The sequence below is a fragment of the Lysobacter sp. GX 14042 genome (genome assembly GCF_021390425.1).
In the GTDB taxonomy this organism is placed as follows: domain Bacteria; phylum Pseudomonadota; class Gammaproteobacteria; order Xanthomonadales; family Xanthomonadaceae; genus Novilysobacter.
Genome location: NZ_JAJUWY010000002.1, coordinates 446525 through 460922, shown reverse-complemented (window position 1 = coordinate 460922; position 14398 = coordinate 446525). Strand labels below are relative to the sequence as shown.

The 14398-nt window shown below is 71.0% G+C and carries 12 protein-coding genes; 8 read left to right on the top strand and 4 right to left on the bottom strand.

Annotation, left to right across the window (positions count from 1 at the left end; all coding sequences use genetic code 11):
- Positions 1–34: 34 nt before the first annotated feature.
- The 3 genes from dtd to LY625_RS05550 all read left to right on the top strand — a co-directional run bounded on the left by dtd (position 35) and on the right by LY625_RS05550 (position 3606).
- The gene (gene dtd, locus LY625_RS05560; protein ID WP_233738159.1) at positions 35–475 is read left to right on the top strand and encodes a D-aminoacyl-tRNA deacylase; all 441 of its coding nucleotides are present in this window, start codon (positions 35–37) and stop codon (positions 473–475) included.
- Between the two features lie 111 nt (positions 476–586).
- A complete protein-coding gene (gene rpoD / locus LY625_RS05555; RefSeq protein ID WP_233738157.1) occupies positions 587–2479 on the top strand; it encodes an RNA polymerase sigma factor RpoD in 1893 nt (630 codons plus the stop codon).
- Positions 2480–3033: 554 nt separating this feature from the next.
- Positions 3034–3606 carry an NADPH-dependent FMN reductase gene (locus tag LY625_RS05550; protein ID WP_233738155.1) on the top strand — a complete coding sequence of 191 codons (573 nt, stop codon included), beginning with the start codon at positions 3034–3036 and terminating at the stop codon, positions 3604–3606.
- Between the two features lie 141 nt (positions 3607–3747).
- Here LY625_RS05550 and cueR read toward each other — a convergent pair whose 3' ends face one another.
- On the bottom strand, positions 3748–4143 hold the full coding sequence (gene cueR / locus LY625_RS05545; protein WP_233738153.1) for a Cu(I)-responsive transcriptional regulator: 396 nt from the start codon (positions 4141–4143) through the stop codon (positions 3748–3750).
- Complete coding sequence (locus LY625_RS05540; protein ID WP_233738151.1) at positions 4140–6632, bottom strand: heavy metal translocating P-type ATPase; 2493 nt, start codon at positions 6630–6632, stop codon at positions 4140–4142. Before LY625_RS05540 ends, cueR begins: the two co-directional genes overlap by 4 nt.
- A 305-nt stretch (positions 6633–6937) precedes the next feature.
- Here LY625_RS05540 and LY625_RS05535 point away from each other — a divergent pair, with 305 nt between their 5' ends.
- The 4 genes from LY625_RS05535 (at position 6938) to hemC (ending at position 10724) form a co-directional block, all read left to right on the top strand.
- Complete coding sequence (locus LY625_RS05535) at positions 6938–8209, top strand: DUF2254 domain-containing protein (RefSeq protein ID WP_233738149.1); 1272 nt, start codon at positions 6938–6940, stop codon at positions 8207–8209.
- Positions 8210–8315: 106 nt separating this feature from the next.
- Complete coding sequence (locus LY625_RS05530) at positions 8316–9005, top strand: alpha/beta hydrolase (RefSeq protein WP_233738148.1); 690 nt, start codon at positions 8316–8318, stop codon at positions 9003–9005.
- A gap of 3 nt (positions 9006–9008) precedes the next feature.
- On the top strand, positions 9009–9725 hold the full coding sequence (locus LY625_RS05525) for a LytTR family DNA-binding domain-containing protein (RefSeq protein ID WP_233738146.1): 717 nt from the start codon (positions 9009–9011) through the stop codon (positions 9723–9725).
- A 72-nt stretch (positions 9726–9797) separates the two neighbouring features.
- Positions 9798–10724: a hydroxymethylbilane synthase gene (gene hemC / locus LY625_RS05520; RefSeq protein WP_233738144.1), complete on the top strand. Its 927-nt coding sequence runs from the start codon at positions 9798–9800 to the stop codon at positions 10722–10724.
- Here the strand turns inward: hemC and LY625_RS05515 are convergent.
- Positions 10721–11374, bottom strand: a complete 654-nt coding sequence (locus LY625_RS05515) for a DUF481 domain-containing protein (protein ID WP_233738143.1) — start codon at positions 11372–11374, stop codon at positions 10721–10723. The genes hemC and LY625_RS05515 overlap by 4 nt on opposite strands.
- A gap of 91 nt (positions 11375–11465) precedes the next feature.
- Positions 11466–13220, bottom strand: coding sequence for an SLC13 family permease (locus LY625_RS05510; RefSeq protein ID WP_233738141.1), 1755 nt, complete (start codon positions 13218–13220; stop codon positions 11466–11468).
- A gap of 198 nt (positions 13221–13418) precedes the next feature.
- Here LY625_RS05510 and LY625_RS05505 point away from each other — a divergent pair, with 198 nt between their 5' ends.
- Positions 13419–14396, top strand: coding sequence for a YafY family protein (locus LY625_RS05505; protein ID WP_233738139.1), 978 nt, complete (start codon positions 13419–13421; stop codon positions 14394–14396).
- The last annotated feature ends 2 nt before the right edge of the window (positions 14397–14398 follow it).

The following is a 14398-nucleotide window of genomic DNA, read 5'->3' as shown; positions in this document are numbered from 1 at the left end:
CCCGGGCAGTGTAGCCACCGGTTAAGCTGTGGCGATGCTCGCGCTTATCCAACGGGTCGAACGGGCCTCGGTAACAGTCGATGGAGAGGCGGTCGGCGACATTGCCGGCGGCCTGCTGGCACTGGTGGGCGTGGAGCCCGGCGACGGTGCGGCCCAGGCCGGGAGGATGGCCCGCCGGCTGCTCGGCTACCGGGTATTCGCCGATGCCGGCGGGCGCATGAACCTCGCCCTGTCCGACACCGGTGGCGGGCTTCTGCTGGTCAGCCAGTTCACCCTGGCGGCCGACACTTCCAGCGGCATGCGCGCGGGCTTCAGTACCGCGGCGGCGCCCGGTGAGGCTGAACCGGTGTTCAACCAGTTGGTCGCGAGCTGCCGTGGCGCGCACCGGGGGAGGGTGGAAACCGGGCGCTTCGGTGCCCATATGAAGGTGGACCTGGTCAATGACGGCCCGGTGACATTCCTGCTGCGGGCCTGAACGGCCTGCCGCGCATACCGCGCTCCGGCCGTGCCTGACAGGTGGGGAACCCCCGCCGCTGGTATACTGGAGCGTTTCTCCCCATCCCCAAATCCACGGTGGCGCAGCCCTATGGCCAATGAACGTCCGGCCCCCCAGTCCGACATCAAGCAGCTGATCAGCAAGGGCCTGGAGCAGGGCTACCTGACCTATGCCGAGGTCAACGATCACCTCCCGGACGACATCGTCGACCCGGAGCAGATCGAAGACGTGATCGCGATGATCAACGGCATGGGAATCGAGGTCCACGAAGTGGCCCCCGATGCGGACTCCCTGTCGCTGGGCGACAGCAGCACGAGCAGCAACGAAGTCGACGAGAGCACCGCCGAGGAGGCCGCCGCCGCCCTGACCGGGCTCGACGCCGAAGGTGGCCGCACCACCGACCCGGTGCGCATGTACATGCGCGAGATGGGCACCGTCGAACTGCTCACCCGCGAGGGCGAGATCGCCATCGCCAAGCGCATCGAGGAGGGCCTGAACCAGGTCCAGGCCTCGCTGGCGCTGTTCCCCAGCACCATCGAGCTGGTGCTCGAGGACTGGGAGCTGCACAAGGCCGGCAAGAAGCGCCTGCCCGAGCTGCTGGTCGGCTTCCTCGACCAGCTCGAGGACCCGACCGTCGCCGCCTCCCCGGTCACCCTGGTCGAGGAGAAGGAAGAAAAGCCCGCCAAGGACGAGGACGCCGACGAGGCGGACGAGGACGCCGACGAGGAGGAAGAGGACGACAGCACCACGACCGAGGAGGCGCCCTCGGGCCCGGACCCGGCCGAGGTCGAGCACCGCTTCGAGGCGCTGGTCGAGCTGTTCGGCAACTTCGAGAAGGCGTACGCCAAGCACGGTGCGGGGCACAAGACCGTCACCGGCCTGCGCCAGGACATGGCCGACATCTTCGTCACCTTCAAGCTGCCGCTGCCGCTGACCGACGTGCTGGTGCAGAACCTGCGCGACACCCTCAACGACATCAAGCGCCACGAGCGCCGGATCCTCGAACTGGCCACCCGCCGGGCGAAGATGCCGCGCAAGGACTTCATCCGGGCCTGGGACGGCAACCAGGAGAACCTGGGCTGGGTCGACGAGATGCTCAAGCGCAAGCAGAAGTGGGCTTCGGCCCTGCGCGAGGTGAAGGACGAAATCGTCGCCGAGCAGCAGGCGATCCTGGACATCGAAAAGCGCATGCGCATGACCTTGGGCGACCTGCGCGACATCAGCCGCACCATGGCCTACGGCGAGGCCAAGGCGCGCAAGGCCAAGCGCGAGATGGTCGAGGCCAACCTGCGCCTGGTGATCTCGATCGCCAAGAAATACACCAACCGCGGCCTGCAGTTCCTGGACCTGATCCAGGAGGGCAACATCGGCCTGATGAAGGCGGTCGACAAGTTCGAGCACCGCCGCGGCTTCAAGTTCTCGACCTATGCCACCTGGTGGATCCGCCAGGCCATCACCCGCTCGATCGCCGACCAGGCGCGGACCATCCGCATCCCGGTGCACATGATCGAGACCATAAACAAGCTCAACCGCATCTCGCGTCAGATGCTGCAGCAGTACGGCCGCGAGCCGACGCCGGAGGAGCTTGCCCGGGAGATGGAGATGCCCGAGGACAAGATCCGCAAGGTGATGAAGATCGCCAAGGAGCCGATCTCCATGGAGACCCCGATCGGCGACGACGAGGACTCCCACCTGGGCGACTTCATCGAGGACACCAACGCCGAGTCCCCGGTCGAGAACACCACCAACATCAACCTGTCCGAGACCGTCCGCGACGTGCTCGGCGGGCTGACCCCGCGCGAGGCCAAGGTCCTGCGCATGCGCTTCGGCATCGACATGAACACCGACCACACCCTCGAGGAAGTCGGCAAGCAGTTCGACGTCACCCGCGAGCGCATCCGCCAGATCGAGGCCAAGGCCCTGCGCAAGCTGCGCCACCCCAGCCGCTCCGAGCAGCTGCGCAGTTTCCTCGACACCGAGTAGGGTGCAAAGACGGCAAGAAGCAGGAGCCCCGCGAGAGCGGGGCTTCGTCGTTTCCGGCGATACAAGTACGTCCGCCCTGTTTCCGCATGGGTGCTGCGGCAGGTTGCCCGCACTGCTACGATCCGCCCACGGGCCTATAGCTCAATGGTTAGAGCAGGGGACTCATCGAAAAGGTGCCGCCGCGGCGTAATCCGCGGACGGGATCGGGATGAATTCAGGGAAACCTCAGCGGCGGCAGCGATGCCGGACGGTGGCAACCCTGAGCCAAGCCGGCGGTACACCGCCGGAAGGTGCAGAGACTACCTGGGGGCTGGAGTGCCCTTGATCACAGGCTAGAGCGTCCCGCACCCCACCCGCCCGAGGCGGAGGGTGAAGAGATAGTCCGCTCCGGGGGGAAACCCGCGGGTACAGCGAATCCCTTGGTTGCAGGTTCGAGTCCTGCTGGGCCCACCATCCCTCCGTTCCGATCACCACTCCTGGCGTACCCTCGACCGGCGGTCGTCTCCGGCCGCGGCAGCATCCACCGATGCCGTCATCCAAGCCGGGAGAGAACGATGAAGACCTACAACGTCGGATACCTGATCGGAAGCCTCGCCACCGGGTCGATCAACCGCAAGCTGGCCAACGCGCTGATCAAGCTGGCGCCGGAGCAGCTGAAGTTCCATGAGATCTCCTACAAGGACCTGCCGCTCTATAGCTACGACTACGACGCCGACTACCCGGAGGCCGGGCGCAACTTCAAGAAGGCCATCGAGTCCTCGGATGCGATCCTGATCGTCACCCCCGAGTACAACCGCTCCATCCCCGGCGGGCTGAAGAACGCGATCGACTGGGCCAGCCGTCCGTGGGGCACCAACTCCTTCGCCCACATCCCCTCGGCCGTGATCGGCACCTCGCCCGGCGCCATCGGCACCGCGGTGGGCCAGCAGCACCTGCGCAGCATCCTGGGCTTCCTCAACTCGCCGCAGATGAACTCGCCCGAGGGCTACATCCAGTTCAAGGAAGGCTTCTTCGACGAGGCCGGCGAAGTGGCCGACCCGGACACCGCGAAGTTCCTGGCCGGCTACATGGAGGAATTCCACCAGCACATGGCCCGGGTACTGACGGTGCTGCCGCGGGGCGCGTGACGCCGTCACCTCGAGGCTGGCCCAGGACCACCGGCAGTGGCGAGCCGGCCTACACCACGCGCGGCGCGCCGGGATCTCCGTCGCGCACCCGGTGGCCCCCCCCAGCCGTGCCCGATCCTGGCCGACAACGGTCCGGCGAGCCTACTCCGGCGGCTGCTCCAGCCCCTGCAGGATCGGGCAGTCCGGTCGCTCGTCACCGGCGCAGCAATCGCTGAGCGTCTGCAGCGTATCGGCCATCTGCTCCAGGCCCTCGATCTTCCGGCGCAGTCCGGCAATGTGTGCCTGGGCCAGCCGCTTGACGTCGGCGCTGTGGCGCGCGCGGTCACGCCACAGTCCCAGCAGATCGTGGATCTCCGCGACCGGGAAACCCAGGTCGCGCGCCCGCCGGATGAAACGCAGCACGTGGACGTCGGACTGCGAGTAGGTCCGGTAACCCGAGGCCGTGCGGCTGGCCGGCGGGACCAGCCCGGCCTGCTCGTAGTAGCGGATCATCTTCGCCGACACACCCGAGGCTTTCGCCGCCTGTCCGATGTTCATGCCCGCGCCTCCATGACCGGTGCCCGGAAGCCCCGCAACCGCAACGCATTGCCCAGCACGAACACGCTCGACAGCGCCATCGCCCCGGCGGCGAACACCGGCGACAGCAGCACCCCCCAGGCCGGATACAGCACCCCGGCCGCCACCGGCACCAGCGCGGTGTTGTAGGCAAAGGCCCAGAACAGGTTCTGCCGGATGTTGCCGATCGTTGCCCGCGACAGCGCGATCGCATTCGGGATGCCCAGCAGGCTGCCGGACATCAGCACCACGTCGGCGGCCTCGATGGCCACGTCGGTGCCGGTGCCGATCGCCAGGCCGACATCGGCCTCGGCCAGCGCCGGGGCGTCGTTGATGCCGTCGCCGACGAAGGCCAGCCGGCCGTGCGCGGCCTTCAACCGGCGCACCGCCTCGACCTTGCCCTCCGGCAGGACTTCGGCGACCACCTCGTCGATCCCCAGCCGCCGGGCGATGGCGCGAGCGGTGCGCTGGTTGTCGCCGGTGATCATCGCCACCTTCAGGCCCAGGGCGTGCAGTGCCGCGATGGCCCGCGGGGTATCGGCCTTGACCGGGTCGGCGACGGCGATGACCGCCGCCAGCCGGCCGTCGATCGCGGCGTACAGCGGCGACTTGCCCTCGTCGCCCAGCCGCTGGGCGATGTCGGCGAAACAGTGGACGTCCAGCCCCAGCCCACGCATGTGGCGGTCCGCGCCCACCTCCACGCGGGCGCCGGCGACGGTGCCGCGCACGCCCATGCCGGTGACCGACTCGAAGTCCTCCAGCGCCGGCAGCGCGATGCCTTCGTCCCTGGCGGCCTCTACGATGGCGCGGGCGATCGGGTGTTCGGAGCTGGACTCGACGGCGGCGATGCGGCCCAGCACGTCGGCGCGGGTGAAGCCCTCCGCCAGCTCCAGGTCGGTCAGCGCCGGACGACCCTCGGTCAGGGTGCCGGTCTTGTCCACCGCCACCACCTTCGCGTCCTTCAGCAGCTGCAGCGCCTCGCCGCGGCGGTACAGCACCCCCAGCTCGGCGCCGCGGCCGGTGCCGACCATGATCGAGGTCGGCGTGGCCAGGCCCATCGCGCAGGGACAGGCGATGATCAGCACCGCCACCGCGTTGACCAGCGCAAGGCCCAGTGCCGGCGAGGGCCCGAACACCAGCCACACCAGGAAGGTCAGCGCCGCCACGATCATCACCGCCGGCACGAACCACAGGGTCACCCTGTCCACCAGCGCCTGGATCGGCAGCTTGGAACCCTGGGCCTGCTCGACCAGGCGGATGATCTGCGCCAGCACGGTCTGGCCGCCCACCGCGGTCGCGCGCAGGCTGAAGGCGCCAGTCTGGTTGACCGTGCCGCCCACCACCGTGCTGCCGACGGATTTCTCGACCGGCACCGGCTCGCCGGTGATCATCGCCTCGTCGACGTAGCTCCGGCCGTCGATCACCTCGCCGTCGACCGGCACCCGCTCACCGGGGCGCACCAGGACGGTGTCGCCGGCGACCACCCCGGCGATGGGCAATTCCACGGTGGCGCCATCGCGCAGCACCCGTGCGGTCCGCGGCTGCAGGCCGACCAGGCGCCTGATCGCGTCCGAGGTCCGGCCCCGGGCACGCGCCTCCAGGACGCGCCCGAGCAGGATCAGGGTGACGATCACCGCGGCCGCCTCGTAGTAGACGTTCACCGTGCCGGCCGGCAACAGCCCGGGGGCGAAGGTGGCGAGCACCGAATAGGCGTAGGCGGCACCGGTGCCCACCGCCACCAGCGAGTCCATGTCCGGCGCCAGCCGGACCAGTGCCGGCACACCCTTGCGGTAGAAGCGCCGGCCCGGAACCGCCAGCACCAGGGTGGTCAGCAGGAACTGCAGGTACCAGCTCCACTGCAGGCCGATGCTGCGCTCGACCAGGCCGTGCACGCCGGGGACCAGGTGCGAGCCCATCTCCAGCAGGAACACCGGCAGGGCCAGCGCCGCCGCCAGCAGCAGGTCACGCCTGAGCGCGGCGTGTTCGGCCTCCTTCTTCGCCGCGGCTTCCTGGTCGGCGCCTCCGACGCCGGGTTCGATCACCCGCGCCGCGTACCCCGCCCCGCCCACCGCGGCGACCAGCGCACCGGCGTCCGCCACCCCGCGCACGCTCGCCCGCCCGGTGGCCAGGTTGACGGTGGCCTCCTGCACCCCCGGCACCGCCCTGAGTGCGCGTTCGACGCGCCCTACGCAGGAGGCGCAGGTCATGTCCTCCACCGCCAGCTCGACACCCGCGGCGGGGACCTGGTAACCGGCTTTCTCGACCGCCCGCACCAGTGCCAGGCGGTCGATCGGGCCGGAGGCCTGGATGTCCGCCCGTTCGGCGGCCAGGTTGACGGCGACGCCCGCGACACCGTCGACCCGGGCGAGGGCGGCTTCCACCCGGCCGACGCACGAGGCGCAGTTCATGCCCTCCACCGGCAGGGTGATCCGGGCGGGGCGGCCGCGGCCGTGGTCATGGCGTGTGTTCATGGGGGGCTTTCCGGCTGTGGTTTCCGACATGCCCCCAAGCCTAGGCCTTCCCACGATGGGAAGGTCAAGCGCCGCGAACAGCCGTGCCGGCAGGCCGCGGTACCCGCTCAGGAAGAGATGCAGTTGAGGTGGTGGATGCGCATGCTGCCTCCGGCGGCCGGCCGCCCGGTGGACGTGTCCGCCGGACTGTGCGGGGCCGCGAATAAGCAGGCGGTGACGGCCTGCCCGGGCGGGACGCCACGGAACATTGACCCGGCGGGCCGCAGGCTCGGCTTTTCCCCTCGCCGTGGAGGACCGGGCCGCCGATGAGCACACGACTGCAATGGGCGTCGCTGCAGGTGCTGCGGCGCCTGTGGTTCCGGGCCACGGCCTTCTCGGCGATCGCGGTTGCCGCGGCCCTGCTGGCGACGGTGGTGGAGCCGGACGTCCCGCCCGGGCTGGCTGCGCGCATCGACGTGGAAGCGGTCGGCACCCTGCTCGACATCATCGCCACCAGCATGCTGTCGGTGGCGATCTTCTCGCTCACGGCACTGGTCGCCGCGCATGCCAGCGCGACCAGCAACGCGACCCCGCGGGCGACCCGGATCCTCAGCGAGGACAACCTCTCGCAGAACGCGCTGGGCACCTTCATCGGTGCCTTCATCTACAGCTTGGTCGGGATCGTGGCGCTGCAGGCCGGCCTGTACGACCAGCGCGGCCGGGTGTCGCTGTACGTGGTGACCCTCGCCGTGCTGGCGGTGATCGTGGTCGCGTTGCTGCGCTGGATCGGACACGTGCTGGGCATGGGGCGGGTCGGCGAGATCACCGCGCGGGTCGAGAAGCGAACCGCCGAGGTCATGCACCGCCAGCACGCGAGCCCGCACCTGGGCGGCACCCCGCTGGCGCCCGGAGCGGGCGTGCCGGAAGGCGCGGTCGCCCTGTATGCCGGACGTTCCGGGCATGTGCGCAACATCGACATGCGGGCGCTGCAGCAGACCGCCGGGCGGACCGGCCTGCGGGTGCACGTGGCCAGCCTCCCCGGCACCTACGCCGACGCCTGCCGGCCGCTGGCCTGGGTGGTGGGCGGGCGCCCCGACCGTGCCTGTCGCGACGGGCTGCGCGAGGCGTTCGCGGTCGGCGATACCCGGACCTTCGACCAGGACCCGCGGTTCGGGATGATCGTGCTGGCGGAGATCGCCGTGCGCGCGCTGTCGCCGGCCTTGAACGACCCGGGCACGGCGATCGACGTGCTCGAGCGGGCGGCCCGCTTGCTGGCGATCCGGGCCGGACCGCGCGAAACGCCCGCGCAGGTCGACTACCCCGACGTGCACGTGCCGGCGGTGCCGCTGGCGTCGCTTTTCGAGGACGTGTTCGCCCCGATCGCCCGTGATGGCGCCGGCATGGCCGAGGTCGGGGTGCGCCTGCAGGAGGCGCTGCACGGGCTGGCATTGCTGGGCGACGCGGAGCTGGCCCGGCTGGCGGCATGCCACTCGGCGGCCGCGCTCGAGCGGGCCCGGCAGCGGCTGGAGTTCGCTCCCGACCTGGAGCGGGTACGCCAGGCAGTCGCGCCGGTGCAGGCGCTCGCCCCGCGCCGCTGAGCGCCTGCCGTCCTTGCCGCATCGATGCCGTGCCGCGGGGGCGCGGCCCGGCCGCCTGTCCGGCCACGCCATGCATTCGCGGCGGTCCTTGGCCACAATGGTGCCCATGGACAAGACTGCATTGCTCGAGACCCTCGAGTGCGAGACCGGCCCCTCCCCGCAGTGGTCGGTGATCTGGCTGCATGGCCTGGGCGCGGACGGGAACGACTTCATGCCGATCGTGCCCGAGCTGGTGCGCCCGGACTGGCCGGCGCTCCGCTTCGTCTTCCCGCACGCGCCGGTCCGCCCGGTGACCGTCAACAACGGCGTCCCGATGCGCGCCTGGTACGACATCCGCGATTTCGACCTGGCCAACCGCGCCGATGCCGCCGGGGTGGACGAGTCCGTCGCCCGGGTCGAGGCCCTGATCGCCCGCGAGGGCGAGCGCGGCGTCCCGGCGGAGCGGGTGATCCTGGCCGGGTTCTCGCAGGGCGGGGCGGTCACCCTGGCCGCGGGCCTGCGCCGCCGCGAGCCGCTGGCGGGACTGGTGGCGCTGTCCACCTACCTGCCGCTCGCCCCGGACGTCCTGCAGGCACTCGGCTCCACCACCGGCGCGGAGGCCCGCCGGCAGCCGGTGTTCATGGCCCACGGCAGCCATGACCCGGTGGTGCCGCTGCAGGCCGGACGCATGAGCGCGAAGATCCTCCGGGACCTGGGCGTGGAACTGGAGTGGCACGAGTACCCGATGGCGCACCAGGTCTGTGCCGAGCAGATCGGCCATCTGGCCGAGTGGTTCGGCAGGCGGTTGAAGGGCTGAGCGGTGCGGGTGGTGCTCGCCGACGACGAGCCGCTCGCCCGCGACCGGCTGGCGGCATTGCTGGCCGCCTTCGACGATGTCGAACTGGTCGCCCGGGCCGCCGATGGCGAGCAGGCGCTCGCCGCCTGCGCCGAGCACCAGCCGGACCTGTTGCTGCTGGACATCGCCATGCCCGGCATCGATGGCATGGAGGCGGCGCGACGGCTGCGCCGGTTCGGCTCGCCCCCCGCGGTGGTGTTCTGTACCGCCTACGACGGCCACGCGGTGTCCGCCTTCGAGGTCGATGCGGTGGATTTCCTGGTCAAGCCGGTGCGGGTGGAGCGCCTGGCCGCGGCGCTGGCCCGTGCCCGCACCTTCCTGGCCGGCCGGTGCCAGGCCGCCGGTGCCGGCCGCCGCCACCTGTGCTCGCGGGTCGGCGGCAGCATGAAGCTGATTCCGCTGGAGGAGGTGCATTACCTCCAGGCCGAGGAGAAGTACGTGGTGGTCGCCCACGCCGGTGGCGAGCACCTGATCGAGGAGTCGCTGAAGTCGCTGGAGGAGGAGTTCGGCGCGCGCTTCATCCGTATCCACCGCAGCTGCCTGGTGGCGCGTGAGCGGATCACCGGCCTGCACCGGACACCCGACGGGCGCCACCTGGTGGGCCTGCGTGGCGTGGAGGCGCCGCTGGAGGCCAGCCGTCGGTGTGCGCCGGGCCTGCGCGAGGTGTTGCGGGAGCTGTGACGCGGGTGCGGCAGACCCTGTGCGGCCGGCGGCCTTGCTCGGGCCACGTTCGGGCGGTGCGATAATCGCGCCATGAAGACCCTCCGCATCGCCACCCGCAAGAGCCCGCTCGCCCTGTGGCAGAGCGAACACGTCGCCGAGGCGCTGCGCGCCGCCCACCCGGGACTCCAGGTCACGCTGGTGCCGATGAGCACCCGCGGCGACGAGGTGCTGGACCGCTCGCTGGCGGCGATCGGCGGCAAGGGCCTGTTCCTGAAGGAGCTCGAGGTCGCGATGCTGCGCGGGGAGGCCGACTGCGCGGTGCACTCGCTCAAGGACGTGCCGATGGAACTGGAGCCGGGTTTCGCGCTGCCGGCGATCCTGCCGCGCGCCGAGCATGCCGACGGCTTCATCAGCAACGGTTTCGACGACCTGGAGGCGCTGCCGCCGGGTGCGGTGGTCGGCACCTCCTCGCTGCGCCGGCAGGCCCAGGTGCGCGCGTTGCGGCCGGACCTGGTGCTGCGCGACCTGCGCGGCAACGTGAACACCCGGCTGGCCAAGCTCGACGCCGGCGAGTACGACGCGATCATCCTCGCCTGCGCTGGCCTGCAGCGGCTCGGGCTGGAGGCGCGCATCCGCTCGAAGCTGGCCGCACCGCAATGGCTGCCGGCGCCGGCGCAGGGGGCGATCGCGATCGAATGCCGGGACGACGCCGGTGATGTCGCCGCGCTGCTGGTGGCGCTGGACGACGCGTCCACCCGCCGCTGCGTGGAGGCGGAGCGGGCGATGAACCAGGCACTGCACGGCAGCTGCCACGTGCCGGTCGCCGCGCTCGCGCTGGAGCAGGGCGCCGGGCTGCACCTGCAGGGCCTGGTCGGCTCGGCGCAGGACGGCCGGGCGGTGCGGGCAGAGGCCAGTGGCGGTGATCCGCAGGCGCTGGGTCGCGAAGTCGCCGCACTGCTGCTCGAACGCGGGGCCGGTCCGCTGCTGGACCTGGAGCCGGACGCAGCCGGCGCCTAGAACCGGCGGTGCAGCTGCACCGAGGATTCCGCCGATTCCAGTCCGCTGCGGCCCATCTCGTCGTGGCGGATGGCGAAGTCGGTTTCCAGCATCCAGTCCGGCCACAGCGCCACATCCAGCCCGACCGATTGCTTGACGAAGGTCTGCCCCTGGCCGGCTTCCCACTGGATCAGCTGGTTCCAGTGGGCGCGCTCGCCGAAGCGGTAGCCGAAATCGAGCGCGCCGCGCATGACCGGCCCGGGCAGGTGGATGCCATCGTCGCCCAGCGGTGCCATGCGGTAGCCGGCCCCGACCTGCACGGCGATGCGCGCCGGGCCATCACGCAGGGCCTGCACGCCGTACCGGGTGCCGATGCGCCAGTCGTTGGCGTAGCTGGCGCGGGAGTCGCGCGGGGTGGCCGGGGCACTCAGGCCGATCCACGGCTCGCTGCCCGGCAGCGGGCCGGCCCCGGTTTCGCTGGCGAACTGCAGCGCCACCGGCCCCGGCGAACGCCACTCCTCGTCTCCACAGCGCAGCGAATAGCACCACAGGCGCATGCGCGCGGGATCGGCGCCGAGCGCCGCCACTTGCGGGGCGGGTTCAGCGGTTGCGGTCGCGGGCAGGGTGACGAACGGGCCGGCCAGCAGGGCCAGCCCCAGGGCGCCGAGCATGGCGGGTCAGGGCAGTGGCGGACGGCCTTTCATTATGCCGACCGCACTCGCTTGCCGGGCGCTGGACCTGAACGGCGGCGGGACCGCGGGCTCAGAAAGGGAAAAAGCGTGGAATCAGCACAACCGCCGCGATCCAGAAAATCAGGTTGAGCGGCATGCCGATGCGGATGAAGTCGGCGAAGCGGTAGCCGGCCGCCGCGTGGACCATCGCGTTGGTCTGGTAGCCGACCGGGGTGGCGAAGGAGGTGGAGGCGGCGAACGCCACGGCGACCAGGAACGGCTTGGCGTCCACCCCCAGCGACTCTGCCGTGGCGATGCCGATCGGCACCACCAGTACCGCCGCGGCGTTGTTGCTCATGACCTCGGTGAGTATCGAGCTCAGCAGGTACACCACCGCCAGGCAGGCCACCGGCCCCATCCCGCCCACCAGGCCGATCGCGTTGCGTGCCAGCCAGGACGCGCCGCCGGAGTGTTCCAGTGCGATGCCCAGCGGCAACACGCCGGCCAGCAGCATGACGACCTTCCAGTCGACCGCGGCATAGGCCTCGTCGGGTTTCAGGCAACGCAGCACCACCAGCGCGACGCAGCCCAGGATCGCCGAGGCCACGATCGGCAGCAGTCCCAGTGCCGCGGTGCCGATCACCCCGGCCATGACCAGCGCCGAGGTCCAGGCCCGGCGGGCATCGATCCGCGGCTGCGCGCGCTCGCCGAGCACGATCAGCCCGGGATCGTCGCGCAAGGTGCGCAGGGCCTTCTCGGTGGAGTCCACCAGCAGGATGTCGCCGACTGCCAGCGGCATGTGGTCCAGGCGCTGGCGCAGCGGTGCGCGCTGGCGCTGCAGGCCATGCACGCGCACCCGGTAGACGTGGCCGAAGCGCATGCCCGCCAGGGTGTGGCCGATCAGGTGCGAGCCGGGGGCGACCATCACCTCGGCGTGCAGGCGCTCGGCCCCGGCGTGGCCTTCCAGGTCACGCGCGACCTGGTCGTGCTCCAGCTTGAGTTGCCTGCGCAGCGCCTGGATCCGGCTCCACTCCCCGCGCAGCAGCAGGCGGTCGCCGGCTTGCAGTTCGACATGCCGGCTGGGCTGGACCACGCCATCGCGGATCACCTGCAGCACACTGACCGGGCCGGCGTCCGCCGGCACCACGTCGCGGCCGCGCTGGCCCACCGCCGGCGACTTCTCGGGGACCAGAAGCTCGACCATGAAGGGCCCGCCATGTCCGTCGGTGTCCATTTCCGGCACGCCCAGGTCGGGCAGCAGGAAGTTGCGCACCAGCATCAGGTAGGCGGTGCCGATGCCCACGAAGATCACGCCCAGCGGGGCGAACTCGAACAGTCCGAATCCGGCGCGGCCGGATTGGATCGCCAGCGAGTTCACCAGCAGGTTGGTCGAGGTGCCCACCAGGGTGCACACGCCGCCGAACTGCGCCGCGTACGACAGCGGGATCAGGTACCGGGACGGCGCCTTGCGGCTGGCGATCGCCGCGCTGATCACCAGCGGCAGGAACACCGCCACCGCCGCGGTGTTGTTGACGAAGGCCGAGACGAAGGCCACCACCAGCATCATCACCAGCGCGAACAGCCACGGCCAGCGGATCCGCGCCAGTGCCTCGCCCATGCCCAGCAGGGCCCCGCTGCGCTGCAGGCCGGCGCTGAGCACGAACATCGCCGCCACGGTGATGGTCGCCTGGCTGCTGAAGCCCGACAGCGCCTCCGGCGGGCTCACCAGGCCGAGCACCAGCAGGCTGGCCATGACCAGCAGCGCGACCACGTCCACCGGGAGCTTCTCGGTGACGAACAGGTAGATCGCGCCGGCCAGCACCGCCAGCGTCAGCCACAGCTCCATGCCCATCAGCGGCGCCCTCCCCGCGGGAAGGGGCCGGCGTGGCCCGCAGGGGGCCTCAAGGCGTGGTGACCGGGCGGATGCACATGCCGCGCATTGTGCCCGCCACCGCGCCGGCCGGCGAGCAGGGGCGCCCCGGGGGCGCTGGCGGCTGCCCGGGGCCGGTGCCATGCTTGGGCGGCACCTCTACCGGCAGCGTCCATGGAACGAATCGAACGCATCCACGCATTGCACCGCCTGTTCTCGTCCTCGCGCTACCCGGTCAAGGTCGCCCGGCTGCAGGAAGAGCTGGAGTGCTCGCGGGCTACCGTCTATCGCGACATCGCCTATCTGCGCGACCAGCTGATGGCGCCGGTGGAGGGCGATGGCGAGGCCGGTTTCCGTTACGACCGCGGCGAGGACGACCGCTTCGAGCTGCCGGGACTGTGGCTGAGCTCGGAGGAACTGCACTCGCTGCTCGCCGCCCAGCAGGTGATGCGGCGCAGCGGCGGTGGCGTGCTGTCGGAGGCGCTGGCCCCGCTGCAGGAACGCATCGAGAAGCTGCTCGACGAGCATGCCGGCGGGCGCCGGGTGCCGGTCGAGCGGGTCCGGGTGATCCCGCACCGCACCCGCCGGCTCGACCAGACCGCCTTCCGCCACGTCGCCACCGCGGTGCTGGACCGGCGCCGGCTGGCCTTCGAGTACCGCGCCCGCTCCACCGACCAGCACACCCGCCGGGTGGTCTCGCCCCAGCGGCTGACCCACTACCGCGACAACTGGTACCTGGACGCCTGGGACCATGAGCGCGAGGGCCTGCGCAGCTTCGCCGTGGACCGCATCACGGCTGCCCGGCCGATGGAAGAACCCGCGATCGACCAGCCCGAGGAGGACCTGGACCGCCAGCTCGCCTCCAGCTACGGGATCTTTTCCGGCGAGCCGCGTGGCTGGGCCACCATCCTCTTCAGCCCGAAGGCCGCGCGCTGGGTCGCCGACGAGCACTGGCACTCGCGCCAGGAGGGCCGTTTCCTGCCCGACGGCCGCTATGAATTGAAGCTGCCCTACAGCTCCGGACGCGAGTTGCTGATGGACGTGCTGCACTACGGCAGCGATGCGGAGATCGTCGAGCCGGCGTCGCTGCGCGAGCAGGCACGGACGCTGCTGTCGCTGGCGACCGCCAATTACGACTGCGTGCCGGGCTGAGC